Below are 26,963 nucleotides of genomic sequence, written 5' to 3'. Positions count from 1 at the left end.
GACAACGAGCTTCCGCGCTGAAATGCACAATATTGAAACGTTCCGGTCGTCGGCCCGTTAAATATACAACAGCTTGTTAATCGGAAAGGTGGGCGGAGCATGTTCAAACGGGTGAATGAGGAGCTGGCGGAAGCGCGGGAGAAAGGGCGTCTGCAAACCGTCTGGCAGGAACGGCTCGAACGGCTGCGGAAAGATCTGGAAATCGGGGAACGCAAGCAGCGCCTATGGGAGGAGCAGCTGGCTAGGGAGGAGCGGGATGTCGAGAAGCTGACCCGCCTTTCGTTTTCCTCCGTGCTGTATACGCTGCTGCAATCCAAGGAAGAGAAGCTGGCCCAAGAGCGTAAGGAAGTGCTGGAGGCGAAGCTGAAGCATGACGAAGCCAGCTCCCATGTGCTCGACCTCCGGTTGCAGATTGCCGAGCTGGAGCAAAAGCTGCGGGACGTTGCAGGCTGGGAGCTTGACGTTCAACACATTATGCAGGAGAAAGAACGGATGATCCGGGAGGCAGGCACCGGCAAAAGCGAGGAGCTGCTGGCGCTCGCGGAGCGGAAGACGGAGCTTCAGGCGAATGTGAAGGAGTTGTCGGAGGCGCTTCGCGAAGGCGGCTCGGTGCTGTTTTATTTGAATCATGCGCTGGAACTGCTGGAATCCGCCAAAAACTGGGGAACGTACGACATGCTGGGCGGCGGGCTGATGTCGACGCAAATCAAGCACAATCGCATGGATGACGCGATGGATGCCATAAGGCGAGCTCAGAACAGTCTATACCGGTTCGAGCAGGAGCTGAAGGACGTTCGCGTAACGCTCGATATCCGCATCAACATGAGCGGCTTTTTGAAATTCTCTGATTATTTTTTTGACGGGCTGGTGTCGGATTGGATCGTGCAGGGAAAAATCAAAGACACGCTTGCTCAGGTGAGCCAAAAGCGCAGCGAGGTGCGCAGCGTGACGGACGGACTGGAGAAGGCCAAACGCCACGCCGAAAGCGAGCTCGCGTTAACGGTGCGGCAATATGAGATGCTGATCGAAACGTCGGAGGATGTGCGCTAGACGGAATATTGCGGCTTTTGCGCCGGCTGGCAAAAGCTGAAGAATGAACAAAAACAAACGAAGAATGCCCATGTTGCGCTGCGGATGGCTCCGATATAATGGGGGAAACGGCTTTTTTCCACGTTACGCCAGGAGGACTGACATGAAATATATCGACCGCGAGTGGGTTTTGATCAATGCCGAGGCGGCGCTTGCGTCCAGCCCCGTGCACATTTCTGACGCCGCCGCTCCGATGAGCGAGGGCGGCATTCACGACTATTATTCCAACGGAGACTACTGGTGGCCCGATCCGAGTAAGCCGGACGGACTCCCCTATATTCGTCGTGACGGGGAGAGCAATCCGAGCAACTTCGACAGCCACCGGCAAATGCTGCGAACGATGCGAACGCATGTCGCCCATTTGGCGGCGGGCTATAAGCTGACGGCGAAGGAAGCTTACGCAGAGAAAGCGGTGCAGTGGCTGCGGGAGTTTTTCTTGGACGATGCAACGCGGATGAACCCGCATTTGCTGTATGCGCAGGCAATTCCGGGCATCTGCGCGGGCCGCGGCATCGGCATTATCGATACGCTGCATTTGATCGACGTACCGTACGCGATTGAGGCATTGAAGCCTTCCACCGCGATGACGGGACCTGTTTATTCGGGGCTGAAGCGGTGGTTTGCGGACTACTTGCAGTGGATGCGCACGCATCCGAACGGCATTGAGGAAATGAACGCGGACAATAACCACGGGGTATGCTGGTTCGTGCAGGCTGCGGCTTTCGCGGCGTTCACCGGCGATGAGGACATGCTGGCGTTTTGCCGGAAGCGGTACAAGGAATCGCTGCTGCCGGGTCAAATGGCCCCGGACGGGAGTTTCCCCAAGGAGCTCGCGCGCACGAAGCCGTACGGCTACTCCATCTTCGTGCTGGATAATATGACGACGCTGTGCCGCATCCTGTCTACTTCGGAAGACGATTTATGGCGGTACGAGCTGCCGGACGGGCGGAGCATCGCCAAGGGCTTCGCGTATTTATTCCCTTATTTGACCGACAAAGCCTCTTGGCCGCTGCCGCCTGATGTCGAGCATGACGAAGGCTGGCCGGCGAAGGTGCCGTCGCTGCTGTTTGCCGGGCTTGCGCTGGACAAGCCGGAGTACATAGCGCTGTGGGAGCGTCTCGATCCCGATCCGTCCGATCCGGAAGTGCGGCGCAACATTGCGATTCGCCAGCCGCTGCTTTGGCTACAACAATAAGAAGGAGTGAACGTTCATGCAACATAGACCTTTAGGGAAAACGGGCTTCTCCATTTCTGCGGTAACGTTCGGCTGCTGGGAGCTGGGCGGGGGACCCTGGGAATTTACGAGCGACGAAAACAATATAAGAACGCTGCATGCCGCGTTTGACGAAGGCATCACTACGTTCGACACGGCGGAAGGCTACGGCAGCGGACACTCGGAAGAGATCGTTGGTCAGGCGCTGGAAGGCCGCCGGCAAGATTGCATCATCTCCACGAAGGTTAGCCGGGCAAACCTCGCGCCCGGCAATGTCCGCAAATCGGCGGAGCAAAGCTTGCGGCGTCTGCGCACCGACTACATTGACATTTACTATATCCATTGGCCAAGCTACGAAATTCCGGTCGCCGAGACGCTTGGCGAATTCAATCGTCTGAAGGAAGAAGGGAAGATTCGTGCCATTGGCGTCTCCAACTTCTCGATCGAGCAGCTGAAGGAAGCATCGCAATATGCCCAGATTGATGTGATCCAGCCGGAATACAGCTTGCTGCATCGCGGCATCGAGAAAGAAATCATGCCGTATTGCCGGGAGCAGCAAATCGGGATCATGAGCTACAGCTCCATTGCCAAAGGCATACTGACCGGCGCGTTCCACTTCGGCGGCAAGAAGCTCGAGTCGGACGACTTCCGCGCGACGCGCAGACTATTTCTGCCGGAGCATCTGGAAGCGGAGACGCAGCTGATCAATCTGATGGAGTACATCTCCGAGCGTCAAGGCTGCTCCATGTCGCAGCTTGCAATCTCCTGGCTGCTCCACCGGCCGGCGATGACATCGGCCATCGTCGGCACGCAAAGCATTTCCCACTTGAAGGATAATGCGGCAGCGGCGGATGTGCAGTTGGAGGAAGACGATTTGCAGCAGCTGATGGAAGTCAGCGACGCCGTTCTGGCGATGATCGACACAGAGTAGACGCCGCTGCTTCATAGGGCTCGGATCTACGAGAGAATAAGCTTGCCGCTAATGATGCGGCAGGCTTATTTGAACTATTTTTCATAATCCCCCTATTGCTTCCTTGGAAAGGTGATGATATCATAGGTGAAATTTAACTTCCGGTTCTGCGCGCACCGGTATCCGCCGCAATGTGGTGTGCGATGGATACGACGAAGCTGGGGACGATTGACTTGCACGAAGGAAGCGAAGGGCATGCCGCTGTCGGGTCCGTCTCTTCGCGCAGGGGCTGGAATCTCAAACACGACAAGAACATCGCAAGGCAAGGGGCACCGCGAGGATCGCCGGTCATGCGGTCTGTAGAGAGAGAACATGTTCGTTCAGGAGGGGGAAGTAAGGATGAACTTGCAGGAGACGAAAGAGAAGTACCGCACGCTGTTCCAGCCGTATCACTGGACCAACCGCATTTCGCAATTCGAATTGTTCGACGCGGTGCCGGCCGAGTCGTTGATCAGCAATGTCAACATGGTTCCTTTTCAAGGCGACGATTGCGTTGTCATCCGGCTGGACAACGGCCAGTGGGAAATGCCCGGCGGGACGCTGGAGCCGGATGAGCATTACGTCACGGCGCTGCGCCGCGAGCTGATCGAGGAAGCGGGCGCGCGGCTCGTTTCCCCGTTTATTCCTTTCGGCGCATGGAAGTATCATTCAACCGCCGACAAGCCGTACAAGCCTCATCTGCCGCACCCGCTGTTTTACCGGCTCGTCGGGTACGGGAATGTCGAGATCGTCTCCGAGCCGACCGTGCCGGACGGCGGGGAGAAGGTAGCTGCGGTTGAGCTGATGACCGTTCGGGAAGCGAAGGCGCGGTTTGTGGAGTCCGGCCGGCCCGATCTGGCAGAGCTGTACGAGCTGGCCAGCGAGCTGCGGCGCAGGGGCTGAGCCCGGTTTCGATTCGGACGAGTTGAGCGGAAAGAAAACCGTGTTCGGATGCATGGAATAAAACGTTTGCAAAAAAAGGCTTGAATCTGGCAAACGAATATGTTACGGTGTAAAAAACGGCTGCAGCTAGCCGTTCTTTACGGCAGTTTTTCGTAATCGATTACATTTTGTCGGAAAGAAGGTCCGCCGCCATGAGTTCGGTTAAAGAGGTCGCCAAGCGGGCCAACGTATCCGTTGCTACCGTGTCCAGGGTATTGAACAACGATCCGGTCGTCAAGCAGGCGACGAAAGAGAAAGTGCTCGAAGTCATCAAGGAAATGAACTACAGGCCGAATTTGCTGGCCAAAAATTTACGGAAGCAGGCCAGTAAAACGATCGTCATGGTGCTGCCCTCAATGTCCAATCCTTATTTTTCGGAAATTGCCAGAGGCGCGCAGGCGGCTGCATACGATTTCGGCTACCACATCATTATCGGTACCATCGAATCGAAGCGATGGATACTTGACACTTACGTCAATTTGCTCAAAACGAATTTGGCGGAAGGGATGATCTTCGTATCATCCAGTGCGGATAACGAGCTGCTGCAGACGCTGGTTGACGAGTATCCGATCGTGCTGTGCACCGAGAATTACCCGGGAATCGAAGCGGTGTGCGTCACGATCGACAACAAGCGGGCCGCGTACGAAGCAACCGTGGAGCTGCTGCGCAGAGGACACCGCTCCATTGCGTATATTGCCGGCAACAGGCAGTCCAGCTCCGTGCTGGCGCGGATCGAAGGCTACAAGGAAGCGCTGCTGGAAGCGGGCCTGGCGTATAATCCCGATTTCGTGACCGGCGCCAAAAATAATTTTGAGAGCGTTGTCGAGGCGGTGAACGGTATTCTCGGCAAGGGCTGCCGCATGGACGGTGTCATCGCGCACTCCGATTTGCAAGCATCCTACATCCTGAAGGGGATCAAGGACCGGCGGATCGCTCTCGACGATTCCATCGGGCTGATCAGCTTCGACGGAACGTTCATCGCGGAAATTACGAATCCGAGCATTACGTCCATCGTGCAGCCTTTGTACGATCTGGGCTACGCTTCGGTACACAAGCTGGTGCTGAAGCTGCAGGGCGATTCGGCGGAAGCGCCGGAAGGTCTCGTGATACTGCCGCATGCGCTAGTGATAAGAGAGACGTGATGCGTGCGTGATCGTCCTGCGATTCCCGATAAGCTGTCCGGTTAGCCGGAACGAGGGAAAACGTATGCGGCCATCTGCGCGCGTCCTTAAGTCGGCAATAAATGTAATCGATTACGAAAGGGGGCGGCGCCTATGTAGAGGATGGCTTCGTGCGGGTGAGCCGGGAACAAGCGACAGTATAGAGCCGGCCTCGCAAGGATAGATATAACAACCCAGTTTATGTTCAGGAGGTCTTCATTCAACATGATTGCCATTACAAACAAAAAAGTGCAAACGGTTCAGCCGGTAGCGTGGGCTCCATTTTACGGATTCTCACTGCTGTTCGATCATCCGGGAGACAGTTATGACCCGCTCGGCGGATCGGCGGATTTCGAAACGATCCACTGCCGGAGTGAGGAGCCGAAACTGTCTTTTTACAGGGCCCTGTGGGAACGGACGCAGGAGACGGTTCAGCTCGAACGGAAGTTTTCGTTTTGTCCGCTGCCGCTGCATTCGTACCATGTGACCGTCTGGGACGGATTGAACGACTTTAACGTCGGGAAGCTGCGGGAGGGCGATAGAGATGCCGCTGCGGCATTCGTGCGCGGGCTGCCGGCGACGATGCTGACGGACCGCTCCATCCTGTATGGCGAAGACGGAGCTCCGCTTGCCATCGAAACGGCGCCGGTCGAGTTCAAATTCGACATGCTGGAGAAATGGAACAGCTCGGTCGTTGCGAGAATCAAGCCGGCGAATGATGAATCCGCTTACGCACTGCAGCGGATCGAGGATCAGCGGTCCAGGCTGACTCGGGTCTACTTTGAGCGATTCGGTATTGTCACCTCGACGGACGACTACAGGCCGCACGTATCGATCGGTTATTTTGCCAATAAGGAGCTTGGCGCGCTTGCAGAAGCGGCGGTGGAGGAACTGCATGACCGTCTCAAGCCGGCGATGGAGAGCCTCACGATCACCTTTGGCGGCATCAGCTTGTACGGCATGACGGATATGGAAACGTTCATACGTAGAACGCAGCAGTAAAATCAACGCAGTGTGACATTTGACAGTCAGTTTACGAAATGCGGCTACGAAGTTTACATTGTTCGGGTAACATAAAAAACGTTCGACCGCTATTCACAAAAATGTAATCGATTACGAAGATTTTTATTTTGAAAGGAGCCCATCCCATGAACCAAATGATGAAGAAATTGAAGGTATCTTCTCCCGAATGCAAAGCATCGGCGTATGCGTGCATCCCTGCCGTATTGCTGACTGCGCTGCTGTCCGGCTGCGGCAGCGGGAATGCGACGAATGACGCTTCAGGCACAAAGACGCCGGAGCAGCATGAGCCGGTAACCGTCAAGGTCGGCGTGAAGGCAAGCGGCTATTTAACGGACGATGAGTTCAAACGGTTTATCGCCGAGCCGGTCAAAAAGAAATACCCGTGGATCACGGCGGAGAAGACGGCCTACGACGATAAGCTGCTGCCCGAACAAGTGACGGCGAAGCAAGTGCCGGACATTATCATTACGAACAATGTCAACGGCATTCCGATTATTAGCGAAATGAAGCTGCTGGATCCAATGACGGAAAGCATCAAGAAGCATAACATCGACTTGTCGCGCTTCGAGCCGCAAGCGCTCGAGGCGATCAAGGCGGCCACGGGCTCGAATGATTTGATCGCGCTTCCGTATACGCAAAATTTCAGCGCGCTGTATTACAATAAAGACATATTCGATAAGTTCGCCGTTCCTTATCCGAAAGACGGCATGACCTGGCAGGAGGCGACGGAGCTTGCGCGCAAAGTGACGAAGCTGGACGGCGGCGTTCAGTATCGCGGGCTGGAGCCAAACGTGCCGGAGCGCATGGGGATGCAGCTGTCGATTCCGCTGGTCGACGTCAAGACGAACCGGGCTCTGATCAACACGGAAGCGTGGAAAAAAGTAATGCAGCAGGCGGCCGACATTTATACGATTCCGGGCAACAGCAAGCATGCATGGAAAACGGCGGGAATTAACTTGTTCGTCAAGGATCGGACCCTTGCCATGCTGGCCGATGTGAACATTATCGGCACGGCCCGGTTCAGCGAGCTGCCCGACCTTAACTGGGATATGGCGGCATACCCCGTATTTCCCGATGCGCCGGGTACGGGCATGGGGCCGGATATGCACATTATGGTGCCGACGAATACGAGCCAGCACAAGGATGACGTCTATCGGGTCATTATGACTGCCATCTCCGACGAAGTGCAGCTGGACATGGCGGGTCAAGGGAAAACAAGCGTGATGAAGGATGAGAAGTACAAAACCGCCTTCGGCAAAGATCTCGCCTTCCTCAAAGGAAAAAACATCGCTGCGCCGTTCAAGACGGCCAAAGCGAAGCCTTATACGCCGACCTTGCACGACACGATCGCCATGAGCGCCATCCAAACCCAGCTGCGGGAAATGTTCACCAAAGGGAAGGATGTCAATTCGGCGCTGCGGGATGCGGAGGAGAAGATCAACAAGGACATCGAGGCAAAGCTGAAATAGCGGTTCGTAAACGGCTGCTGCATTGCATAACCAATAAGGTAGACAGGGGGAAACGAAGATGTCCGAACAAGGCAATCACAGCCCGAAGCGGCTCAGCAGAAGGAAGCTGCTCCAAACGCTTGGCGCAGCCGGCACGGTCATGGCGGTCGGTTCGGTGGCGGCTGCGCTTGCCAGCGATGTTCAGGGCGCCGCTCCCGGCGCGGCTGGGGTCGATCATGCATCTCGGGAAGGGCAGGGCCGGCAACCGTCCGTTCCGGTGTATGACGTGAGGCATTACGGAGCGAAGGGGGATGGGACCAGCGACGACACGACCGCTTTTGAACGGGTGCTTGGCGAAATTCGGCAGAACGGCTTCGGGACGATGTACGTTCCCCCGGGTGTCTATGTCATCACGCGGGCGCTGCGGCTGTACCGGCATACGTCGATCCGCATGGAAGACGGGGCTGTGCTGCGGAAGATGGGCTCGCCCGATTCGAACCTGAAGCTGTTCGTTAACGGCGAAATCGGCAATGAACAGTACGCCAAAGGCTATGAAGGCAACGGCGGCATTACGGTGATCGGCGGAACGATCGATTTGTGCGGTAATACGCATCCGCCGACCGATCCGAACAAAAACTTTCAGGCGTTTGCCATCGCCCATGCCGACGGGGTCCATATCGAAAGGGTTCGCTTCATCAACGGGCATAACGGGCATATCATCGAGCTTAACTCGAGCCGCAACGTCAAGCTGCTTCACTGCGTGTTCCAGGATCAGAAGGTCGCTTCGAGCGGGCAGTATGAGATGGTCCAGATCGATTTCGCTTCGAAGGAGGCGTTCCCGACCTTCGGCGCATTCGATGATACCCCGTGCCGAGACGTGCTCATTGAAGGCTGCACATTTATGAACGGCCACAGAGGCGTCGGTACGCATGGCTCCAAATATGACGCTTCGGGCAAGCAGGTGTTTCATGAGAACATTCGCATCGTGAACAACCATTTCAAGCAAATCGCGGACATCGCCATCAAGCCCGAGAGCTACAGAAACGCCGTTGTGTCCGGAAATACGATCGAGCAAACCGGCGGGGCCGGAATCGCCCTGTATTCCTGCTACAATGTGCTTGTCAGCGGCAATGTGCTCCGCGACATCGGGCAGCACGGGATTGCCGTCTCGCGGAAAAGCGTAAGCGGCGTGTTCGAAGAGCCGTCCGTGCATATCCGCGTAGCCGACAACCTGATTCATACGGTGAAAAATAGCGCCATCCGCGTCATCGCCGGGGATCAAATCACGCTGTCGGGCAACTGCAGCGCGGCATCCAATCGGGAAGCCGTCTTTATTTCGGACACAAGACGGCTCGCCTTGAAAGAGAACATGCTGCGCGGGGCATCTCTGGAGAAAGCGGGCGGATACAGTGCCATCCGCCTCGAAGGCTGCAACGGCGTGGAAGCAAGCGGCAATTACGTAAGCAATGACGGCTATGACAAGCTGTACAGCTATGCCCTGTATATCCCAGCCGGCAGCACGGGAGCAGCGGTGAGCGGCAACCGTCTGGCAAGCGGGGCTTCCGGCACGATTCGCAGCGATGCACCCGATACGCTTATCGCCTCGGAGCAAGGGGAGAAGCTGCTGACGGGGACACTGAATGCAACCGAAGGAACCATCGATTTGCTCGACGATATTACGAAATACCGAAGCGTCGTCGTCGCGACCGGCGCGGTGTCCTCGGGCGAGCTTCGTCATGAAACGGCCAGAGGCTGGCTGATAGGAGGCTTCAGGCCGGGAACCGACTTTATTCACGTTGCGACTGCAAGCGGCAAATTCGTCGCCATGATCGAATCGGGAACCCGGCTGCGCATCGTGAGCGCCAGCAATCCGCTGCGTTACATCATCGGCGTGACTTAGCGATTTGGAATAAAAAAGGAACCAAAGGAATGATTTACATCGGAAACCGCCTGATCTATAATTATAATCGTTTAGCAGGAACCAGCTTAGACCGGGGTTATGTCATACGATGCTATGATCGGCGGGGTGACGGTTCGAATGAAGAAGAAGGCATTGTTCATCGGAAGGCCGCAATCGATTCAAATGGTATACAGCCCGGAAATTCGGGCGGAGCTCGATGCGCTGGCGGATTTTTATCCGGAAATCGTAAGCGGGGAGCAGTTCGCGCAGCACGGCCCGGCGTTGAAGCACGTCGAAGTCGCCTTCTCCACCTGGGGGATGGCGAAGCTGAGCGAGGATGAAATCCGGCGCTATTTGCCGAATTTGAAAGCGCTTTTTTATGCGGCGGGCAGCGTGCAGTCGTTCGCGCGACCTTTCCTGCACTGCGGCGTCGCCGTGGTCAGCAGTTGGGCCGCCAATGCCGTACCCGTAGCCGAGTATACGGCCGCGCAAATTGTGCTTGCCAATAAAGGCTACTTTCAAAGCGCCCTCCTGTGCAAGCGGAGCCGGCAGGAAGCGGCCCGGTATGGGCGGGAGTTTCCAGGCAATTACAAAGCGAAGGTCGGCATTATCGGCGCAGGGATGATCGGCCGCAAGGTCATCGAGCTGCTTAAGCCGTACGAGCTTGACATCATGGTGTTTGACCCGTTTTTGCCTGATGAAGCGGCTGTGCGGCTGAACGTCGTCAAGGCTGGTCTCGCCGAAGTCTTCTCGCAATGCCAGACGATCTCGAACCACTTGGCCAATGTGCCGGAGACCGCCGGGATGCTAAGCGGCGAACACTTCGACCGGATGCTGCCGCATGCTACGTTTCTGAATACGGGCCGAGGTCAGCAGGTGGTTGAGGCTGATTTGATCCGCGCCTTGAAAGCGGTGCCTACGCGAACCGCGGTTCTCGACGTCACATATCCGGAGCCGGTTCCGCCGGACAGCGAGCTGCTGCAGATGGATAACGTCATCCTGACCCCGCATATTGCGGGCAGCAACCGTATGGAGGCGGAACGGATGGGCAAATATGCGCTCGAGGAATTTCGCCGGTATGTGCGCGAGGAAGCGCTCCAGTACGGGGTATCGCTCAAAATGCTGGAGACGATGGCGTAATGGAGCGATCAGATGAGATAGGGGAAAGGGCGTCAGCCGCTCTTTCCTTTTTGTGCTGGCCGAAGAGAAGTACCGTAGGCTGGGCTCCCGAAGCATGCGAAGCTCAAGCTCGCGTAGCGGGCGGACTGTGCGGCGGCCGGCCGGTCCCACACCGCTTGTATCCCCCAGGCGTGTTGCAACGTCATGACCATTGCGATATGCTAGAATTTGAGCCTCTCCCGACGGTGTCGCGAGAGCTTCGGGTTGAGCCAAAAATCGTATCATGCGGTGGGATAAAAAGTGACGAATCCAAGCGGCCGAACGAAGTTTCGGGTGAAATTAGAACAGTTTATACAATCGATACGAAGCGATATCTTGTCGGGCAAGCGACCGGTCGGCGACTTTCTGCCTTCAGAAAAGGCGCTCAGCGGTCAGTTCGGCTTAAGCAACAATTCGATCCGCAAAGGGCTCGACGTGCTGCTGGCCGAAGGGCTGATCGAGAAAATTCCGAAGGTCGGCAACAAAATCGTGACGCCTCCGGGCAGCACGGAATTTACGATCCGGTTCGGATACCATCCGACGGTGCTCGAAGAAGCGGCGCTTCATTTGCTGCTCAATGACTTCCACGGCCAGTTTCCGCATATTCAGGTCGTGCCCGTTCCGATCCAGAACAACAGCATCGACGAGTACCTCAAAGCGGGGCTGCTCGATGCGGTGACGCTGAACTATAACAACTTCCAATCGTTTATGGAAGCGGATTTGCTGGATATGCTGGAGCCCCAGGAGCCAAGTCCGCAAATTTATCCGTATTTGAATAAGGCGTTTTCCAGCAACGGCAAGCTGCTCGTTCAGCCGTTTATTTTCTCGCCGCTGGTCATTTGCTACAATAAGAAGCATTTTACCGAAGCGGGCCTGCTTGAACCGGACAGCAGCTGGACGTGGGAGGATCTGATCGGCAACGCGCTCGAACTGAGCGAGAAAAACGAAAGCCTCGGCTTTTACGTGCATTTGTTCTCGAATAACCGCTGGCCCGTATTTTTGCTGCAAAGCGGTTTCCGATTTGAGCGGGGAGACAACGGGCGTATTCGCGTAACCGGCACCTCATGCATCGACGGATTGCGCGTCTGCAAAGATTTGCTGCAGCAGTTCAAAATTCCGCCGATCTTCGAGAATGAAGCGGAAGCCGAGAAGCTGTTTCTGGAGGAACACGTATCAATCATCATGACGAACTATTTCCGCCTGAACCGGCTCGCCGGCGCATCGTTTCCGTACGACATCGCGCCGATTCCGTATTTGACCCAGGCGAGGACGCTCATGCTGACGATCGGGCTCGCGTTGTGCTCGAATTCCAGGAAGAAGGAAGCGGCGCAAATTTTGATCGATTATTTGATTTCGTATCGCGCACAGCTGCTGATCCGCCAGCATACGCTCAGCGTCCCGAGCCTGAAGACGGCAGCCGAGTGGGTAGGTAAAGAATCGATGTACCGGCCGTCGCGTTTCCACCTGTACCGCGAAATTGCGCCGACCTTCAGCCAGTATACGGACCTGAACTTGAAGGAGTCGCAGCTGAACGCCGTACTGCGCGAAGCGAAGCTGTACTGGTCCGGGTTATCGTCGGAACAGACGGTGTGCAGCAGACTGGAAGAGATTTTGAATTAACGAAATCTAAGGTTTACAAGACGGAATGAAACCGCTTATTATGGATATGAACCAGAAATGAACTACTTGCACCGAGCGCGCAGGAACGTCGATGTTCTGGGGATGCCGCTACACGGCGGCCGGCTTTGAACGATCAGGGGAGCTTGTACTTATCATGAAACGGGAATGGCGAAGAGGAGGAAACAATTGCTATGAGCGGTCGCGTGCTGAAAGTCGGGATCATCGGACAAGGACGAAGCGGTAGGAATATTCACGGGAATAATTTGATCAAATGGCCGGAATTATTCAAAATCACGGCGGTGGCGGACGGCTTGGAGGACAGGCGGGAGCGGGCGAAGAAAGAATACGGCTGCAACGCCTATGCGGAATGGACCGAGATGGTGGAGAAGGAAGAGCTGGATCTGGTCGTCAACGCGTCTCCGAGCCATCTACATTTCTCCAGCACGCTGGAGCTGCTGAATCGCGGCTTGAACGTGCTGTGCGAGAAGCCGCTGGCCAAGACGCCGGAGGAAGTGGACCGGCTTATCGAAGCGTCCCGGAACTCCGGCAAAATGCTTGCCGTGTTCCAGCAATCCCGCTTCATGCCGGCATATGTACAAATGCGCAAAGTGATCGACTCCGGCGTACTCGGCCGCATCGTGCAGGTCGATTTTGCGAATAACGGATTCGCCCGCCGATGGGACTGGCAAACGCTGCAAAGCAATAACGGAGGCAATCTGCTGAACACCGGTCCGCACCCGGTCGATCAGGCGCTGCAGCTGCTGGGGCCGGATATGCCGCAGGTGCTCTGCGTCATGGATCGCGCCAATACGTTCGGCGACGCCGAGGATTACGTGAAGCTGATCATGCGCGCTCCGGGACGCCCGGTCATTGACCTCGAGATCTCGTCCTGCTGCTCGTATTCCAGACCGCAGTTCAACATTCAAGGAACGAACGGCGGACTGACGGGCAATACGAACAAGCTGGAGTGGAAATATTTCAAATCGGAGGAAGCGCCGGCGCAGCAGCTGACGCAGGAGCCGCTGTTCGACCAGAACGGGAATCCGGCATACTGCCGGGAGACGCTCACCTGGCATAACGACAACTGGGAATTATCGCTGCCGGCTGGCGTGTCTTCGTTCGACTTCATGACGGGCGAATTTTACCGGATGCTGTACCGTTCCATGGTGGACGGAGCGCCGCTGGAAGTGACGCCGCAGCAGGTCCGACTGCAGATGGCCGTCATGGAAGAATGCCGCAGACAAAACCCTCATATTTATTCCGCTTAAGCCGACCCGCGAAGGACGGCCCGAGCTGCCCGGCACCGTCAAGGCGCCGGGCTTTCTTTTTACCAATAAAGATATGTTTAACCGCTGCGGCGTGTCTTATTCAATAGACGGATTGACCTGGTACAAGATAACGGAGCTGGGCCGCAAGCTAACATTTCCCAAGATATGTGCAAATGACGCTTTGCCGTTGCGGCGAATGTATGCTATATTGTTCTAACGCTTATATTATAAATGTGGTGATGAACAGTGCGTACGAACGATTTACAGTGTATTTTTCGAACTTATACAAGTGCTGACGAACCTTGGCCGGTGACGGTCGAGGTTTTTTGTTTCCTTGGGGAAAAAGTTCTGGCGGGGGTCATAAAAGATGGGTCACGGTAACAATGCGTCAATGATCGCGGCTTGGATCAGCCTGATCAGCAATATGGTATTAACGATTCTGAAGCTGGCCGTAGGGCTTCTGTTCAACAGCCAGGTGCTGCTGGCCGACGGCGTCCATAACGCCGGCGACGTGATCGCCACGGCGGCTTCGCTTACTTCCATGCGCATTTCCAAGCGGCCGGCGGACGAAGATCATCCGTATGGGCACGGCAAGGCAGAAGTGCTCAGTTCGGGCATCGTGGCGATCATCCTGGCGATTGCGGCGCTGTATATCGCTTACGAGTCGGTCGCCGCGTTTTTCGAGGAGCCGGCGAAGGCAAGCGTCGTCGCACTGATCGCCGCGGCTGTCTCGCTTGTATGGAAGCAAGCGTTGTACGTTTATACGATACGCATAGGCAAGCAGGCGAACAGCAAAGGCTTGATCGCGACGGCATACGATCATTTGGCCGATGTGTACGCATCGCTCGCGGCGGTTGCGGGAATCGGGCTTGCGCTGATCGGCGAGCGCTACGGGCTTCATTATTTGACCTACGGCGATCCGTTTGCGGGCATTATCGTGTCGGTGCTTGTGCTGAAGCTGGCATACGGAATGGGCCAGGAAGCGTCTGACGTGCTGATGGAGAAGGCAGTCAGCCAGGAGAAGCTCGAGCAGTACGCGGCGCTTGTCCTGACGGTGCCGCAGGTCAAACGCATCGACCGGCTGCGCGCGAGAGAGCACGGTCATTATATATTGGTGGACGTTCGCGTCGGCGTGCCGGGAGAGATGACGATTCAGGAAGGACACGACATCTCGCGGCAAATCAAAAAAGCGATTACCGACCGTCACGCAGACGTGGACGAAGTGCTGATTCATATCAATCCATGGTACGAGTAACAGTCAAATATTGCATGGGCCGACCCCGTATTGGCGGTCGGTCTTTTTTGTTATAATGCCGTTATGGAAATGATTGATAAAATTCAAGAAACAAAATTTCACGAAACTGTTTACAATAAGAAACATAATTTTATATAATCATAGTTGAAGGGGACGACTTATCCGAGGAGGACGTAAACATGAAACGGAGCAAGTTAATTTTTAGTTCGATGCTGCTGTTGACTGCAGCAATGGCAAGTGCGTGTGGAAACGCTTCCACACCGAATGACGCGAAGGCGGGTTCAGGGGGCGAAGTAAGCAAGCCGAAAGGAGATCCGGTGAAGCTGACGATGTACAGCTGGAGACCGGAAGACAAAGAAGGCTATGCGAAACTCATTGCGGCGTTTGAGAAAGACAACCCGGACATCAAAGTAGACTTCAAGCCGCTCAAATCGACGGAGTACAACACGATCTTGGCCAACTCGCTGCAATCCGGCATTGGCGTCGACATTTTGCAGCTCCGTCCGTACGACGGCGCGAAAGCGCTGGCGGATGCCAACTACTTGGTGCCGGTAGACGGCATTAAGGGCTTGGATCAAATCCCGAGCGGGTATTTGGACGCGGCTCGAGGCAGCGACAACAAGGTGTACGGCGTACCTTTCATGCTGAACAACGCGGTCATCTTCTACAACAAAAAGATTTTCGCCGACAACAACATTCAAGTTCCGGAAACTTGGGATGAATTCATCAAAGCCAGCGAAACGCTGAAGAGCAAAAACATCACGCCGGTCGCTCAATCCGGCAAGGCGGCATACCTGCTCTCCATGACGCACACTGTGCTTGGACCGAGCGCGTACGGCGGCAACGATTACGTGCAAGCCCTGCTCAAAGGAACAACGAAATTTACCGATGCGAAGTTTGTCGATTCCATCAACCGGATGAAGCAGATGGAGTCGTTCTTCCCGAAAGACTTCATCGCGCTCGAGGATAAGGACGCGCAAGCGCTGTTCTACACCGGCAAAGCCGCGATGTACATTAACGGCAGCCACCGGATCGAGACGTTCGAAGCGAACAAGGTGGACTTCCCGATCGACTTTATCCCGGGGCTTTCCGCGAAGAAGGGCGATCCGGCGCAAATCGCGACATGGGTTGACGGTTCTTATGCGATTGCCAAGAGCACGAAGTATCCGGAGCAAGCGAAGAAATTCATCGAGTTCGTCGCTTCCAAGCAATTCGGTCAAATGTTCAGTGACGAGCTGACTCGCGTAAGCCCGATCAAAGGCGTAGAGCCGAAGCATCCGCTGCTGAAGCGAATGGCGCAGCTCAGCGAGAAAAGCAGCACGCCTTACTTACTGCTCACGAACTTCAGCCAAGGCACGCCGACGACGAAAACGACATTCGAAGATTCGCTGCAAGGGATGTACATCGGCAAGCTGACGGTGGATAAAGTGGCGCAAGACACGCAAGCTTCCGCCGACAAATGGTTTAAGCCTCAAAAATAAACAGCGCTTTGGAGGGCGGCTCAGTTGAAAATTCAAAACGTGGACGTCATACGCCAGTCCGTTCCTTTAAAAAAGCCGTTTATTACGTCGCTTCGCACCGTACACCGCGCCGATTCTATCATCGTGCGGATCGTAACGGATGACGGCCGGGTTGGGTGGGGGGAAGCCCCCCCTACCCTGGTCATCACCGGCGACAGCCTGGAGAGCATCGAAGCCGCGATTACGCAAGTATTCGCGCCGCTGCTGACAGGCAAAAACGTGCTCGCCTACGAGCCGTTGCTGCAATCCGTGCATCAAGCGATGGTCGGCTGCAGCAGCGCGAAGGCGGCGGTCGATATGGCCATTTACGATCTCGTCTCCCAGCATTGCGGATTGCCGTTGTATCAATTTCTCGGCGGCAGCAAGGACACATTGGAGACGGATTATACGGTAAGCGTAAACGCGCCGGAAGAAATGGGCGATGATGCGGTCCGTTATGTGGAAGCCGGATTTAACGTACTCAAAATCAAAGTGGGCAAAGGCCGGATCGAGGACGACATCAAGCGGATTCAGGAAGTTCGGCGCCGCGTAGGCGACGACATCAAGATCCGTGTCGACGCGAACCAAGGATGGCAGGCGAAGGAAGCCGTCAGAGCGATCCGCCGCCTGGAGGACTTGGGGCTGGATCTGGAGCTTGTGGAGCAGCCGGTCAAAGCGCATGACCTGGAAGGGCTGAAGTACGTCACCGACTCGGTGGAAACGGTCATTATGGTAGACGAGGGCGTATTCTCGCCCGCGCAAGCATTCGAGGTTCTAAGGCGCCGCGCAGCCGATATGATTAATATCAAGCTGATGAAAGCCGGAGGCATTTACAAAGCGCAGGTCATTAATCAGTTGGCAGAGGAATTCGGCGTCGAATGTATGGTAGGCTGCATGATCGAATCACGCGTTGCCGCAACCGCCGCGGCTCATCTGGCTGCGAGCAAGCGCAATATTACGCGGGTCGATCTCGACGCGCCGCTGATGCTGCGGGAAGATCCGGTCATCGGAGGGGTGCAGTACGAAGGCCGCTTCATGACCTTTCCGAAAGCTCCGGGACTCGGCATTCAAGATGTGGTCAACACATTCGGCATGGAGGTCGTTTGATGAGCGGATCGAGGAAAATGCAGGTTGCCGTTTCCGTGGCAACCGTATGGACGTCCCCGGAGTCGCCCAGGCCGCTGGATGAACCGGCTACGGCCCATCCGGCGAATATTGAAGGCTGGCTGGCGTCATTGACGCTGGAGGATAAGCTGGACCTGAGCGATGCCAACCGGGTGCAGACGCAGCTGCTGTACGGCTCGGAAGTGATCGTGACGGAAGAGAAGGGCGAGTGGGCCAGTATCCGGATTCCGGATCAGCTTACCTCGAAGAACATGCTCGGTTATCCGGGCTGGCTGCCGAAGCGGCAGCTGGCCGAAACGATACAAGCCGGTGCGGACGCCGTATGGGCGGAAGTGGTGGCGCCGCGGACCGAACTGCAGTTCCGATCCGGGATCGCGCCTATTCGGATCAGCTATTTGACCCGTTTGCCGGTCGAAGAACAGACAGGAGAACAGGTCGTCGTCCGTACGCCGCAGGGCATCGGCGTTCTCGCCGCGAAGGATGTGCGGATCGCGGGTGGCGCCGGCAGCGAGCCAGCGGCTGCAGATCACCTTCATCCCGGATTTCGCATCGTCGATCAGGCGATGACGTTCCTGGGGCTGCCCTACTTATGGGGAGGCCTGTCGGCCTTCGGCTACGACTGCTCGGGATTTGCCTACAGCATGTACAAGTCGCAAGGGATTCAGATTTCGCGGGACGCATCCGATCAAGCCCGCGAAGGTCGGGAGATCGGCAACGATTCGCTGGAACCTGGAGATTTGCTCTTTTTCGCGCATGACCAAGGTAAGGGAAAAGTTCACCATGTCGGCATCTACGCCGGCGGAAACCGGATGCTGCATTCGCCAGATTCGAAAGGCGCGGTGGAGCTCGTCGAACTCAGCGGGTTCCGGCTTGCTGAAGAGCTCTGCTCGAGCAGACGATACTGGGGATAACGAGGCATCAATGCAATCGATAAGGGGATAACACGCATGTACCGCTTTGACGTTATGGTTGACGAATGGGTTCATGAGCATAAAATACCCGGTGGCGTGCTCAGCGTCACCGTGGCCAACCGCTTGCAATTTCAAAAAGCGTACGGTTCGTATTCCGACGGACTGGTGAACGTTCCTATCGGTCTGGATACCATATTCGACCTTGCGTCTTTGACCAAAGTCGTATCCACGCTTCCTGCCATGCTGGTGTTAGTCGCCCAGGGGAAGCTGAAGCTGGATGATCCGGTGAGCACTTATATTGCCGAATTCGCGCACCCGGACATTACGGTAAAACACTTGCTAATGCATACGTCAGGCCTGCGCGCCGATCTACCATACAAAAACCGCGCCGCCCAAGGGCGCAACGTTTTATCCGAAGTGCTGCAGCAGGAATCGGTTGCGCCGCCGGGAACGGAGGTCACGTACAGCGACCTTGGCATGATATTGGCCGGCGAGATCATCGCGCGGGTATCCGGCGAGCCGCTTGACCGCTTCGTGCGGCGCACCGTCTTCGAGCCGCTTGGCATGACGGGGGTCGGCTTCAACCCCGACGCAAGCCTCAAGCCGCGAATCGCCGCAACGGAGCTTGTGGACGGCGTCTACGTGCACGGGAAAGTGCATGACGAGAAATGCCTGCATCTCGGCGGCGTTTCCGGCAGCGCCGGCCTGTTCGGCACAGCGGAGGACTTGGCCCGGTACGCGCAGTTTTGGCTGCACCCGGAGAAGGCGGCGATCCTTCCGCCCGAGCTGCTTCGCACGTGCGTGCAGCAGCCGTTCCGGAGCCGGGGTATCGGCTGGGAAGTGCTGCACGATGAGAACAGCGTTCCCGCCAGCTGCGGCGCCACCTGGTCCAAGGGCAGCTTCGGGCATACCGGATTTACCGGCACAAGCCTGTGGATCGACCCGGTCCGCGAGCTCTCGGTCGTATTTTTAACGAATGCCGTACATTTCGGCCGCAACAATCCGGTTCGACATCTGCGCCGCACGCTGCATGATGAAATTGCCGCCGCGCTCTTCCCGATCAAGGATGAAGCGCAAAGTCCTTAATTACTTCTTTACGTGAATACAGCAAAACAAAGGAGCAGCATATGACGGCTATCGATCGCGCCAAGGAACACGCACCGAAACCGAAACCAGCGAAAAAGAAACGATCTGCGAGGCATCTGGTCCACCTGTTTTTGCTTCCGTCGCTTCTGTTTTATGTCGGTTTCATGGTTTACCCGATCTTTCAAGCGCTGCTGAACAGCTTCTTCTCCTGGAAGGGGCTCGTGCGCGGGGACTTCATCGGGCTGCAAAACTTTATTCGACTGTTTACCGAATCGCCCTTCAAAGAAACGTTCACCAGAGCACTGGGGCACAATGTAGTATACTTCATCGGCACAATGGTGTTCAAGCTCGTGATCGCATTCGCTTTGGCGATGATCATCCACAGCAAGATCAAGGGGAAAGAACTGTTCAAGGCGCTCTTTTTCCTGCCGAAGCTGCTGTCCGTCATCGTGGTCGGTTACTTGTTCAGCTTGATTTTGAACCCGTCTTACGGGGCGCTTAACCAAATTTTGACCGTGATCGGCCTGGAGAGCTGGGCCAGACCTTGGCTCGGGGATCCGAAGACCGCGCTGAATACGATCATTCTCGTTAACAGCTGGTATGGCTTCGGCTTCGCGATGCTGATCTTTCTTGTCGGCTTGCAGGCGATTTCGAACGAAATTTACGAGGCGGCCCGAATTGACGGAGCGTCGGGCTTGAGGATGGTATTCAAGATCACGATCCCGCTGGCGATGCCGTCCATCATGATCATGACCATTCTGACCTTTATCGGGGCGTTCGAAACGTTTGAGCTTATTTTTGCGATGCAGGGCTCGTCCGGTTCGCCGTATTTTTCAACCGACGTACTGGGACTTTACTTTTACCGTTTAGCCTTCGGTTCCGTAAGCGGAGGAGATTCGATCGGTCTGGGTTCGGCGCTGGCCGTCGTCTTGCTTATCTTGATCTCAGGAGCTACGGCGATCTCGATGTTCTTCTTTAAACGCAAGGAAGTCGAGCACTAACAAAATTTGGAGGTTAGACATGGCTCTGCGACTGCAGCAATCATTAAAATACATCATCCTGTCCTTTTTCGCATTGGTGTCGATCTATCCTATCTTTCTGATGATCGCCTCCTCGTTCAAGTCGAAGCAAGAAATTACGACGAAGCCGCTCGCGCTGCCAACCCGGTTTTCACTTGAAAACTACGTGACGGTCTGGAAAGAAATCCACTTTGCGGACAATTTCATGAACAGCGTATTCGTCAGCGTCGTCTCGGTGCTGCTCATCCTGCTCGTATCGTCGATGGCTGCGTTTTACTTGTCTCGCTATTCGTTCCGCTGGAACGGTGCGCTGCTGTTCTTCTTCATGCTCGGTCTCATGCTGCCGATGAAGCTGGCCATCTCGCCGCTCTACATGATGATGCTGAAGCTGCACTTGCTCGACACGTACGCCTCGCTCATTATCGTGTACGTTGCCGGACATATCTCGTTCGCGGTGTTCGTCTTCTACGGGTTTTTCAGCACGCTGCCGAAAGACCTCGATCAAAGCGCGCGGATCGACGGCTGTAACGACTTTCAAGTGTATTACAAAATCGTGCTGCCGCTGATGCGTCCGGCGCTGGCCACCGTCAGTATCGTCGATTTGATCGGGATATGGAACGACTTTTTCTACCCGCTTATCTTTATCAAGAGCGCCGAATTAAACACGATTCCGCTCGGCATGCTGACGCTGTTCGGCGAGCACGATACGGATTGGAACTTGCTGTTCTGCGGCTTGACGCTGTCATCGCTTCCGATGATTATCGCATTCTTGCTCGCATCCAAACAACTTATTGAAGGTATGACGTCAGGAGCGGTGAAGTAATGAAACGATGGATAACGTTTGATCTGGACGGCACGCTGATGCAAAATCCTTTCGGCAAGTGGATCTTCCCCGAAGTGGAGGCGCTCGTCTGCGCCGGGCTGAGCGAGCCTTACGAGGTGCGGAAGGCGCTCGTCCGCGAGCATGAAGCCCGCATGGACCGCAATGAAACCGTCGCCGCGTACGATTGGGACGAGATGCTTCGGCAGCTGCTCGGACAGCTGAACCTGAAGCTCGAGATCGATATCGAGCAGCTCGTGCTCAAGCATTCGATCCAGCCGAAAATTTATTTGCTCGAAGACTCGATTTTGGCGACGCTTGAGAAGCTGAAGAGCAAAGGATATTCGCTGGCGGTGGCGACCAACGGCTTCTACAAATACCAGTACCCGGTCATGAAAGAGCTGGGACTGGCCGAATGGTTCGACGAGATCATTACGCCGGAGAAGGTCGGCTGCGGCAAGCCGAATATCGGGATGGTACGCGAGCTGCTGCAAACGGGCGAATTGGTGGCGCATGTCGGCGACCGGCTCGACCACGACGTTTATTTGGCCAACCGGCTCGGCGTTCCGTCCATGTTCATTTACCGTGATCTGCCGGAAGCGCTGCGGAAGCTTCCGATCGAGCAGCGCTCGGCCGATCCGGAATTTATCGCGATCTGCGAGAATAAATTAAAAGTGGAGAACCCATCGCTTACGGCGGTTCCGCTTCCCCCGGACTACGTAGCCACGCACGTGCTGTATCGTCTGGAAGAGCTGCTTGAATGCGTATGACAAGCCACCTCCATCGCATCGTCCCGTGACGGTGCTGTGGGGGTGGTTTCTGCGTGTGCTGCACCAATAACGAAGTACAGGAGGAGCATCATGAAGAACACAAGCGACACGTCGCCGCTTTGTCGGCAGTTAATTACTGTGGAGACCGAGAGCCCGACATCGATCCATGCGGTGCTGACGGTATACCACAACGACGGCGCAGGATGGGTGCAGACGATGGAGAGCATTCCGGCCGTGATTGGAAAGCATGGCATCGATGCCCGCAAAGCGGAAGGCGACCGCAAGACGCCCCAGGGGCTGTACGATGTAGGTGAAGCGTTCGGAACGGCGCCCGCGCCGGATGGCACCAAGCTTCCATACCGGATCGCGACAGAGCATGATTACTGGGTCGACGATCCCGAGTCCGACGACTACAACCGCTGGGTGCATTACGAAGGAAACCCGTCCGAACGGTGGAAGTCGTTCGAGCGGCTGACCGATCCGCTCTACACCCACGCGGTCGTCATCAAGTATAACGAGGATCCTGTCGTCAAAGGCAAAGGAAGCGCGATCTTCCTGCACCGCTGGAAAAGCGGAGATACGCCGACCTTAGGCTGCGTCGCCGTCGCTTATGAGGATCTCGTCCGCCTGCTCGGCGTCCTCGATCCTGCGAAGCATCCGAAAATCAATATGACCGTATCAGGACAATAAGTCTTCCGAGCTTGTCACAGGCGAGGGTGACAGATCGTTCAGAGCGCCCGATACCGCGTCGCATCTCAAGTCGTTCCCATAGCGGACGACTTTTTCGTTTGTCGCATGAATGTTCAGGCCGTAACGAGGCCTTGCTTTTCCCGTATCGGTGCGGACCACGTTATGGAGGATGCGCAGGTCCGAGCCGTTGCCTGTCAGCATGATGCCGCCGTATACGTTGTTTCCGGTTTGGCCGGCATTCGTAATTTTATTGTGTTCGATGGTCAGCATCTTGCAAGCGCCGCTTACATTGAACCCGTAGAACGTAACGTCCCGAACGATATTGCCGCTGAATACCGTGCTGCTGCAGTCGGCGACAATGAATCCGTTCTTGCTGCTTGTGTCGATGATATTATCGGAAATAATGGCGTTGCGGCATGCCTTGACATTGACGGCGTGTCCGCCCGTCTTGTGGATAATATTGCCGCTAATCAACATTTTATGAATGTTCTCTGACGCTTGCCCTTCGATGTAAATGCCGGTGTTGCTGGCCGTATGGATCACATTGTCGGCGATCATGATGCTGCTGGCCGGCTGCGTCGGCTGGACGGCCCCGTTCGCGTCCTTCGTTGATTCGGAGCCCGGGGCAGGCATCGTGACAAAGATGCCGCCGCTGACGTTGTTCATGACATTGCCCGAGATGACGGAATTCGTCCATTTGAACGGACGGATCGCCCAGTAGGAAGAATAGTCGAACGTGTTGCCTGTGACGATGATCCGGTCGTAGAAGCCGTTGTACGACGATCCGTGCGCGCCGATGCCGCAAGGCCACGGCACCATGCCTGGGGTGGCGCTGTTGCCGAAATAACAATGCTGAACCGTAATGTCGCGCGTTGTCGTATGATCTTTGGAATAGCCGACGAACCCGGCCTGCGTCGCCGTTTCGATCTGAATCGCCTCGGAGTAATATTTGGAGCCGTCGTGGGCGAAGCCGAGGAACGAGCAGCGGTCGAACATGACGTTCTTCATCGCGGTCAGCTCGACGGCGTGCCCTGACGGAACGTCCTTGATTGTCACGTTGCGCAGCGTAACGCCTTCGGCATGCGCGAACGCCATACCGCTTGCGATATGGGGAAATTGCAGCGCGTTGCCGTTCAGAATGCCGCCTTCGATCGTAATATTGCCGTTGCCCTCGTAACCATTGAACACATCGGACGTGCGGTAATTGCGAAATACATTGTTGCCATGGCTGCGCAGCAGCTCAGTCTTCGGCTCCATGACGACGCTCGTGTTTTTGACCAGAAACAGCTCCTGCGTCAGCTTGTACATCCCGGAAGGAATCGTGACAATCGTATAAGGGCGGTTGACACCCTCGTTCAGCGCGGCCTGAATGGCAGCCGTATCGTCATGTATGCCGTCACCGGCGGCGCCGAACCAGGCAGCGGAGACGATGTTACCTTCGACGACACGCTTCAGCCTTGCCCCGGAGGCGGTTGCAATGATGGTGCCTGTATTGTCCGCAGACGTCAGGTCGTTCGGGTCAAAGAGGAAGAAGCCTTCGCGCTTGGCATCGGTGATATAGTACAAATCGGAATGCAAGGGACGAGATTCCGCCCGCAGCGCCGCAATCGTGGTGCTGACGGCATGAGGCCTCGGATTCGGGAGACCGGGCTCATCCGGCGGCCCGTAAACGCTGCTGCTCACCGATTGGCCGTACACGGCCGCGGAGACAGCCATGCTGGCCAGCCCTACGGTTCCGAGCGATGCGATCAGCTTGCGGCGGCTCATTCGCCTATCATTCGCGAGCGGCTCCTGGTGATTCGGATCATGATCATGAAACGGCTTGCCCATAGGAATCACTCCTTCACATTGGTTAAGCTTGTGATCCTGCCGTACTGCGTTTTGGCGTCTCGGCAGGTGTTGGACTGCGTGCTCATGTTTGTATGTATCACATTTGTGCTTGAAAACGCTTGTAATTGCACAAATAAGTTTATTATCTGCTGTGTGCGATGTCAATCCTCGTTACGGTAAACTTAGGAATACTTCGGTAAACGAGAATTCGTGGAAAATAAAGGGTTTCCGGAGCGATCCGCGAATATCATAAGAATGGGATTTGCGAAGCTATATCAATTTAAGAGAAGGAAGTGTTCCTCCAATGAGCGATCAACTGCAGCGATCGGATGTCTCGGCGCACGAGAAATGGGATTTAACGCATATTTATGCGGATATGTCACAATGGGAGGAAGACTATGAGCGCGCGCAAGCGTTAAGCCGGGAGGCTGCGGCTTTTCAGGATAACATTCACGATGCCGAGGGATTGCTTGCTTATTTGAAGCTGGATGAGCAATTATCGTTCGTTTACGAGAAGCTGTTCGTCTACGCCTCGCTCAAGCAGGACGAAGACACGCGGGTCACCGAAGCGCAGGCGTACCTCGACAAAGCGCGGAGCCTGGGCGTGACGATCAAGTCCGCCACGTCGTTTTTTCGCCCGTTTCTGCTGAATATGGAGAAGGAGACGCTCGACCGGTACATCGCGGAAGAGCAGGGGCTCGATTACTTCAAGAAAGATTTGTACGAAGAATTTAAATATAAACCGCATGTGCTGAGCAAGGAAAAGGAAGAGGTGCTCTCGCAGCTCGGCGAGGTGATCTCCGTCCCCAAAACGGTATTCGGCATGATCAACAACGCGGACATTCAATTCGGCGAAGTAACCGACGAGAACGGCAATAAAACGACGCTGACCCGCGGCATGTATTCCCGCATCCTGGAGAGCCATAATCGGGAGCGCCGCGCGGAAGCGTTCAAAGCGTATTACAAGCCTTATGTCGGATTGAAAAATACGATTGCCTCCACGCTCGGCGCCTCTGCGAAAAACAATGTGCTGTTCTCGAAAATGCGCAATTACGAATCGCCTTTGCAGCGCTCGTTGTTTGCGGACAACGTGCCGGTGTCAGTCTACGAGAACTTGATCCAGACGACGCGCGATCATCTGGGTCCGATGTACCGTTATGTCGATTACCGCCAAAAAAGGCTGGGGCTGGACGAACTGCGCGTCTATGATTTGAGCGTGCCGCTTGTCGAGGATTTCGAGCTGGAGAAGCCGTACGACGAGGCTTACGAGACGATGCTCGCCGGGCTTGCGCCGCTCGGCGACGAGTACATCAACGGCTTGAAGCAGGCGCGAACCTCAGGCTGGATCGATGTCCGGGAGACGCAGGGAAAGCGGTCCGGAGCATACTGCTGGGGGCCGTACGGTACGCATCCGTACGTGCTGCTTAACCATAACAACACGCTCGACAGCATGTTCACGCTTGCTCACGAAATGGGCCATGCGATGCACTCGTATTTATCCGACGCCCATCAGCCGCGCATTTCGGCGCAGTATACGATTTTCGTCGCCGAGGTGGCGAGCACGGTCAACGAAGTGCTGCTCATCCACTATTTATTGAACCATTCGACGGATGCGAAGCTGAAGCGGTATTTGGTCAACCATTTTATCGATACGATCAAAGGCACCTTTTTCACCCAGGTCATGTTCGCGGAATTCGAGAAGATCGTCCACGAGAAAGCGATGCGAGGCGAAGCGCTTACCGCGGATTCGTTCAGCGAGACGTATGAGTCGCTGTTCCGCACTTACAACGGCGAGCAGGTCGTCCTCGATCCCGAATTGAAATACGGCTGGTCGCGCATCCCGCATTTTTACAACGCCTTTTACGTATACAAATACGCAACCGGCATCGCGTCCGCCATCAGCATTGCCACGCGGATATTGGACGGAGATCAGGAAACGGTCCAATCGTACTTAACGTTCCTGAAGAGCGGCGGGTCGGAGTATCCGCTGGAGCTGCTTCGCCGCACGGGCGTCGATCTATTGACGCCGGAGCCCATTACGGGTCTCCTGTCCTTGTTCGACCGCCTCGTTGGCGAGCTGGAATCGACGTAAGTCCCCGATTCCGCGCAAGCGGCATGCGGATACGGTTATCCATACAAAGCCCCGGTCGCACTTCACGCGATCGGGGCTCATTTGGATTGTATTCTC

22 protein-coding genes are annotated in these 26,963 nt (G+C 55.7%); 21 read left to right on the top strand and 1 reads right to left on the bottom strand.

Annotation, left to right across the window (positions count from 1 at the left end; translation table 11 throughout):
- Positions 1-99 precede the first annotated feature (99 nt).
- The 20 genes from KXG62_RS10705 to KXG62_RS10610 all read left to right on the top strand — a co-directional run bounded on the left by KXG62_RS10705 (position 100) and on the right by KXG62_RS10610 (position 22,945).
- A complete protein-coding gene (locus tag KXG62_RS10705; RefSeq protein ID WP_218091945.1) occupies positions 100-1,050 on the top strand; it encodes an AAA family ATPase in 951 nt (316 codons plus the stop codon).
- Positions 1,051-1,192: 142 nt separating this feature from the next.
- Entirely contained in the window at positions 1,193-2,284 is a 1,092-nt protein-coding gene (locus KXG62_RS10700) for an alginate lyase family protein (protein ID WP_246627387.1), read from the top strand.
- 16 nt (positions 2,285-2,300) lie between these two features.
- Positions 2,301-3,233, top strand: a complete 933-nt coding sequence (locus KXG62_RS10695) for an aldo/keto reductase (RefSeq protein ID WP_218091943.1) — start codon at positions 2,301-2,303, stop codon at positions 3,231-3,233.
- 378 nt (positions 3,234-3,611) lie between these two features.
- Complete coding sequence (locus KXG62_RS10690) at positions 3,612-4,154, top strand: NUDIX domain-containing protein (protein WP_218091942.1); 543 nt, start codon at positions 3,612-3,614, stop codon at positions 4,152-4,154.
- 191 nt (positions 4,155-4,345) lie between these two features.
- Positions 4,346-5,335 carry a LacI family DNA-binding transcriptional regulator gene (locus KXG62_RS10685; protein ID WP_218091941.1) on the top strand — a complete coding sequence of 330 codons (990 nt, stop codon included), beginning with the start codon at positions 4,346-4,348 and terminating at the stop codon, positions 5,333-5,335.
- A gap of 243 nt (positions 5,336-5,578) precedes the next feature.
- Positions 5,579-6,355 (top strand): 2'-5' RNA ligase family protein, encoded by a 777-nt coding sequence (locus KXG62_RS10680; protein ID WP_218091940.1) that lies wholly within the window; start codon positions 5,579-5,581, stop codon positions 6,353-6,355.
- A gap of 146 nt (positions 6,356-6,501) precedes the next feature.
- Positions 6,502-7,845: an ABC transporter substrate-binding protein gene (locus tag KXG62_RS10675; RefSeq protein WP_218091939.1), complete on the top strand. Its 1,344-nt coding sequence runs from the start codon at positions 6,502-6,504 to the stop codon at positions 7,843-7,845.
- A 58-nt stretch (positions 7,846-7,903) separates the two neighbouring features.
- Positions 7,904-9,724 (top strand): right-handed parallel beta-helix repeat-containing protein, encoded by a 1,821-nt coding sequence (locus KXG62_RS10670; protein ID WP_218091938.1) that lies wholly within the window; start codon positions 7,904-7,906, stop codon positions 9,722-9,724.
- 138 nt (positions 9,725-9,862) lie between these two features.
- Positions 9,863-10,864: a hydroxyacid dehydrogenase gene (locus KXG62_RS10665; protein WP_218091937.1), complete on the top strand. Its 1,002-nt coding sequence runs from the start codon at positions 9,863-9,865 to the stop codon at positions 10,862-10,864.
- 279 nt (positions 10,865-11,143) lie between these two features.
- Positions 11,144-12,502 (top strand): extracellular solute-binding protein, encoded by a 1,359-nt coding sequence (locus KXG62_RS10660; RefSeq protein WP_218091936.1) that lies wholly within the window; start codon positions 11,144-11,146, stop codon positions 12,500-12,502.
- A 191-nt stretch (positions 12,503-12,693) separates the two neighbouring features.
- Entirely contained in the window at positions 12,694-13,770 is a 1,077-nt protein-coding gene (locus KXG62_RS10655) for a Gfo/Idh/MocA family protein (protein WP_218091935.1), read from the top strand.
- Positions 13,771-14,137: 367 nt separating this feature from the next.
- Positions 14,138-15,025 (top strand): cation diffusion facilitator family transporter, encoded by an 888-nt coding sequence (locus KXG62_RS10650; RefSeq protein WP_218091934.1) that lies wholly within the window; start codon positions 14,138-14,140, stop codon positions 15,023-15,025.
- A 179-nt stretch (positions 15,026-15,204) separates the two neighbouring features.
- Positions 15,205-16,506, top strand: a complete 1,302-nt coding sequence (locus tag KXG62_RS10645) for an ABC transporter substrate-binding protein (protein WP_218091933.1) — start codon at positions 15,205-15,207, stop codon at positions 16,504-16,506.
- A gap of 24 nt (positions 16,507-16,530) precedes the next feature.
- Entirely contained in the window at positions 16,531-17,631 is a 1,101-nt protein-coding gene (locus KXG62_RS10640) for a dipeptide epimerase (RefSeq protein ID WP_218091932.1), read from the top strand.
- Positions 17,631-18,560 (top strand): C40 family peptidase, encoded by a 930-nt coding sequence (locus KXG62_RS10635; protein WP_218091931.1) that lies wholly within the window; start codon positions 17,631-17,633, stop codon positions 18,558-18,560. Before KXG62_RS10640 ends, KXG62_RS10635 begins: the two co-directional genes overlap by 1 nt.
- A gap of 36 nt (positions 18,561-18,596) precedes the next feature.
- Positions 18,597-19,646 (top strand): serine hydrolase domain-containing protein, encoded by a 1,050-nt coding sequence (locus tag KXG62_RS10630; RefSeq protein ID WP_218091930.1) that lies wholly within the window; start codon positions 18,597-18,599, stop codon positions 19,644-19,646.
- Between the two features lie 41 nt (positions 19,647-19,687).
- Entirely contained in the window at positions 19,688-20,647 is a 960-nt protein-coding gene (locus KXG62_RS10625; RefSeq protein WP_218091929.1) for a carbohydrate ABC transporter permease, read from the top strand.
- Between the two features lie 19 nt (positions 20,648-20,666).
- Positions 20,667-21,488 (top strand): carbohydrate ABC transporter permease, encoded by an 822-nt coding sequence (locus tag KXG62_RS10620; RefSeq protein ID WP_218091928.1) that lies wholly within the window; start codon positions 20,667-20,669, stop codon positions 21,486-21,488.
- A complete protein-coding gene (locus KXG62_RS10615) occupies positions 21,488-22,255 on the top strand; it encodes an HAD family hydrolase (RefSeq protein ID WP_218091927.1) in 768 nt (255 codons plus the stop codon). The genes KXG62_RS10620 and KXG62_RS10615 overlap by 1 nt, the downstream gene beginning before the upstream one ends.
- Positions 22,256-22,345: 90 nt before the next feature.
- Positions 22,346-22,945 carry a L,D-transpeptidase family protein gene (locus KXG62_RS10610; RefSeq protein WP_218091926.1) on the top strand — a complete coding sequence of 200 codons (600 nt, stop codon included), beginning with the start codon at positions 22,346-22,348 and terminating at the stop codon, positions 22,943-22,945.
- On the opposite strand, the gene KXG62_RS10605 is transcribed toward KXG62_RS10610, so the two are convergent.
- Positions 22,934-24,775, bottom strand: a complete 1,842-nt coding sequence (locus KXG62_RS10605) for a right-handed parallel beta-helix repeat-containing protein (protein ID WP_218091925.1) — start codon at positions 24,773-24,775, stop codon at positions 22,934-22,936. The genes KXG62_RS10610 and KXG62_RS10605 overlap by 12 nt on opposite strands.
- Positions 24,776-25,079: 304 nt before the next feature.
- On the opposite strand from KXG62_RS10605, the gene pepF reads away from it, so the two are divergent.
- Positions 25,080-26,867, top strand: coding sequence for an oligoendopeptidase F (pepF, locus tag KXG62_RS10600; protein WP_218091924.1), 1,788 nt, complete (start codon positions 25,080-25,082; stop codon positions 26,865-26,867).
- Positions 26,868-26,963: the final 96 nt, after the last annotated feature.

The sequence above is a fragment of the Paenibacillus solanacearum genome (genome assembly GCF_910593845.1).
GTDB lineage: Bacteria > Bacillota > Bacilli > Paenibacillales > NBRC-103111 > Paenibacillus_G > Paenibacillus_G solanacearum.
The sequence above is the reverse complement of the archived record's forward strand: the minus strand, read 5'-3'. Positions and strand labels throughout refer to the sequence as shown.